5 protein-coding genes are annotated in these 4377 nt (G+C 24.1%); 3 read left to right on the forward strand and 2 right to left on the reverse strand.

The window, feature by feature from the left end; genetic code table 11:
* A partial coding sequence (locus AVBRAN12654_RS09125; protein WP_336614355.1) for a hypothetical protein occupies positions 1-282 on the forward strand: 282 nt, incomplete at its 5' end.
* Positions 283-541: 259 nt separating this feature from the next.
* Positions 542-1387 (forward strand): hypothetical protein, encoded by an 846-nt coding sequence (locus AVBRAN12654_RS09130; RefSeq protein ID WP_336614356.1) that lies wholly within the window; start codon positions 542-544, stop codon positions 1385-1387.
* Positions 1388-1793: 406 nt separating this feature from the next.
* On the opposite strand, the gene AVBRAN12654_RS09135 is transcribed toward AVBRAN12654_RS09130, so the two are convergent.
* Complete coding sequence (locus AVBRAN12654_RS09135; RefSeq protein ID WP_336614357.1) at positions 1794-2462, reverse strand: cytochrome b/b6 domain-containing protein; 669 nt, start codon at positions 2460-2462, stop codon at positions 1794-1796.
* On the reverse strand, positions 2452-3393 hold the full coding sequence (locus AVBRAN12654_RS09140; protein WP_336614358.1) for a 4Fe-4S dicluster domain-containing protein: 942 nt from the start codon (positions 3391-3393) through the stop codon (positions 2452-2454). Before AVBRAN12654_RS09140 ends, AVBRAN12654_RS09135 begins: the two co-directional genes overlap by 11 nt.
* Before the next feature lie 62 nt (positions 3394-3455).
* Here AVBRAN12654_RS09140 and AVBRAN12654_RS09145 point away from each other — a divergent pair, with 62 nt between their 5' ends.
* On the forward strand, positions 3456-4061 hold the full coding sequence (locus AVBRAN12654_RS09145; protein WP_336609646.1) for a Crp/Fnr family transcriptional regulator: 606 nt from the start codon (positions 3456-3458) through the stop codon (positions 4059-4061).
* Positions 4062-4377: the final 316 nt, after the last annotated feature.

Raw genomic sequence — 4377 nt, forward strand, 5'->3', positions numbered from 1 at the left:
CGCTTTGAAGAAGAAGCTTCAGAATTACCAACTAGACTTAGCAAAGATAAGCTAATAAATTATGATATTTATGGTTATTTTGTGCCTTGTAACTATGCAAAATCATATATGTCTTTTAGAGAGCTAAAAATCCCAGAGCATCCTGATTTTGATAGAATTTATGATTCTTTTGCTAGGATGTTTGTTGATAATTATTATCTTAGTTTAGACAATTATATAAGTGATTGCTCTAATGATGTTTATACAAATTATTTAAATAAATTAAAAGAAGAATTAAAATGAGTTGTAGTTTAGAATACACATTTTTATTTTTAATATAATTATTTGAATTAATTTTTCATAATTAAATATATTAAACAAAATATTTTTATATTAATTATGCAAAAAAATATCAAGAAATATTCTTATTTTTAAATGAAGTAAAAAAGCAAATATTAATAAGATACAACTAGCTAAATATAACTAAAAGAATTTAAATTAGTGATAAAATCACAAGTATTATCTGATATAAAATAAAACATTTTGTTACAAGGAAATTAAAGTGGAAATTATCAATAAAAAGTGCGATATTTGTTCTTGTAAAATCTCAAAATTAACTTATAAAAAAGATTTAGGATTTATTAGTCTAAAATGCCCTAATTGTAATGCCTTGTATAGATCAAAAGACAAAATGTCTTTTGTTATGATAGATGCTGCTTTAGTGGATATTTCTCGTTGGGTTTGTGCATTGCTTTCTATTGTGCCTATTGCTTTATTGGATAAATTTATTAATAGCAGAATTATTCAAGTAGCAATATGGTTTTTAACTTTTTTGATTATTGCAAGTATTTTTTCATTCATTCATGGTTATTTAGAATTGTTTATATTTTCAAAATTTGTTTTATTTGATAATAGTGAAACAATTGAAATTAAAAAATCTAGGTTAAGCAAATTAAAAGACTTTATGATTAATCTTAGTAAAAATATAAATATATTTTATAAAAAGTGTGATATTTGTTCTTGTAAAATCTCAAAATTAACTTATAAAAAAGATTTAGGATTTATTAGTCTAAAATGTCCCAATTGCAATGCTTTTTATATTTTAAAAAGCAAGATTAATGGCTTTTCTTTTAGCAATGCTTTGAGTGTTATTTTTGGTTTTATTAGCGCTATTATTACAATAATTTTTGCCACTTCAAATAAGAATTTAGCTAATGAAAATTTTGTATTTTTTATCTTTATATTATTTGCGATTTTTTTAATATCTATCGCTATTTTTTCTATTATTGAGCGTTATTTGAATATATTTATATTTTCTAAGTTTTTCTTGGTTGAAGATTTGAGTAAAATCAAAGCTAAAAGTAAAACAATAATAGACTATATTTTAAGCAAATTTAAATTCTTATAAATCATCACAAGCTTTAATTTATCAATGTTTGTTTAAAGTTTTCTTTTAAAGATTTAATAATAGTAATAATTACGAAGTAATATAATAGACAAACTTTTTTATATCTGTTATCTAACTGAAAATATTTAATTTAATCTTAAAATATTAGTAGTTCTTAAAACTATATTTTGGTATTACAAAATAAATATAATATTTTTATTTGATTGTATGATTTATGCCTTTTTTAGTAAAGTTAGTAATAATTTTTGGCTTTGTTTAATACTTGCAAATTTGCTTAAAATTGTCCTTTGTTTTTACTAATTTTTCTTATTTTTATATTATGAAAATTTATTTTCTTAAGTATATTTCATCGGTATCAATTTCAACTAAACAAATAATCAAATTTATAATTTAGTTCCAGTAAAGCTCATAACATATTTAAGACCTTTTTAGCGGCTTTTACACCTTCATGCCATAATTTATGTCTTTTTAATACATATTTAGCATCAATTTTTCCACCAAACATAGCACCTAAAAGTGCTCTATTAGTCTTAAAAACAAAAGCAAATAAATGTATAAATATCCAAAAAATCATTAACAACATTCCAATATTATGTAGTAATGCTACTAAAAATATAGAGTTTTCACTAATTGAAATTCCTGCTAAATTTTTATAAGTTTTAATAAGCCCTGTAATAATCAAAACAGCCATAATAATTACAAGTCCTAAATACGCAAGGCGTTGTTCTGGTAGGTATTTTTCGCAAGGTTCTTCTTCTTTGTTAAAAATTATTGCGTAGATTAATTTTATGCTTTTTTTAATATCACCTTTTTTTGGAAGCATTGAAAAATCTTTGCGTAAAATATAATATGTAATATGCAAAAACACAAAAAATATCAAGCTAATACTAAAAATATAATGAACCATCAAACTAATATAATAATCCACACTCCAAGACATTAAAGGTAGTTTATAAATCATATATCTTTTTGCGACAGGCATTTGCAAAATACCACTAAAAATCAACGCAAAAACACTAATCATTATTCCTAAATGAGTTATTTGATTAAATATACTTTGTCTTTTAATTTTCATTTTTTTTCCTTAGTAAAACACCTGCTAAAACACCTGCAATAGGGCTTAATAAAACACTTTTAATAATTTTGTCATTACTGGTTATTTTGTTATTTATATCTACTTTCATATGTGCTATTCCTTGAGTGTTGTTTGCGTGTTTTGTGCTTATTGCTTCTTGAATTTTTTCAAACGAAATCGGTGATACATAAAAAGTTGCAGTTCCGCCGTTTTGTTTATCTCCGTAAATATATGTGCCATCATCTTTGGCTAAATCTTTATATTCTTTTGCCTTTTTTAGGGCTAGTAATTTTATTTTTTCCTTATTTGCATATATCATTGCGTTTTTAGGACAAGCACTCACGCAAGCAGGAATGCTAATATCAGCACATAAATCGCATTTATACATAACTCCACCACCTGCTAATTTAGGTGCTATTTTAAGATAAGCCCCAACTCCTGCTTGTCGTTGTGGTATGTGCCAAGGGCAAACATCTTTACATTTTGCTCCACCAAAACAAACATTAGGGTTAATCTTAACTGCTGAATTATCTTTGCTAATTGCTCCAAAAGGACATATTTTAAGACAAGTTGGGTCATCACAATGCATACAATGTCTTGGGATATTTATGTTTTTATTATCTATGTTTAATTTTTCAACATAGATGAAATTATAAGGATTTAGCCTATTAATTTCATCTTTTTTGTCTTGATAATCTTCGTAAAATTTTTGTGGATAATAATTTGGTATTTCGCTAATTGGTTTAGGAAAAACATCTTTATTTTTTACTTTACAAGCACTTACGCATAAAGGTGTTGCTAAATTAGCACAGCCATCGCAAAGGCTTAAATCAATTAGTTTTGCCATTGTTTCTTGATTAGTATTCGCAAAAACCTTGCTTACACTAGCAATTCCTGCGATTTTTAAAAAATTCCTTCTATTTAAACTCATAATATTCCTTTTTTTGATAAAGTATAAGAGTTTTTAAAAATTATGTATGTGATAAAGTTACAATGAAAAAGATTGAAGATTTTTTAAATTCTATATTTACAAATAATGAGCTAATTAAAAAATGTTTAGAAAAAGGTCTTTTTAAGACTTATAAAAAAGGTGATGATTTATGGGATTGTCAAGGGCTTATATTTATAATTGATGGAAGTATTAAGATATTTATTGATAATGGCATTAGAAAGATTGATATTTTTAATTTATCAAATGATGAATATTGCTTATTATCAGCTTCTTGCGTGCTAAATAATATTAGTTTTAATGTTAATATTGAGTTTGTAAAAAACACTAATGTTTGGGTAATTCCTAGCAAAGATTTAGAAGAATTAAGCGAAAAATATTTAGAATTTAAACAACTAAAATTAGACATTATTTCTAAAAGACTTAGCGAAATTATGCAATTTTTAGAAGATTTTGCTTTTATGCCGCTTTCAAATCGTGTTTTAAAATATATAAAAGATAATGCAAGTAATAATGAATTAAAAATCACTCACGAAGAATTAGCAAGAGTAGTAGGTAGCTCAAGGGAAAGTATTTCAAGGGTTTTAAAAGAGTTGAAAAATGATAATAAAATCGTGTTAAAACGAGGTGCTATTATTGTTTGTACTTAAAGAATTTAAAACAGGAGTTTAAAATAAATCTTAGATATTGCTAGATTTAAAATTTAAATTTCAAATTCAAATTCTTTAAAATTAAATTATATTTCTAATTGCAATACTAAAAATAAAGCTATTTAAAACAACTTGAAATAGGATTTTGGTTTTTATAATTATTTATATTATAAACTTTACTTATAAATCCTAATAACCATAAACTCCACTAAACCCTTATTTCCCAAGTATTTTAAACAATCAATTACCACTAGTCCATTTCAAATAACTCAAAAACTTTTTCACTTATTTTCATTTTTTTCAATTTTTTAAAAAA

The organism is Campylobacter sp. RM12654 (assembly GCF_020137585.1).
Taxonomy (GTDB): domain Bacteria; phylum Campylobacterota; class Campylobacteria; order Campylobacterales; family Campylobacteraceae; genus Campylobacter_E.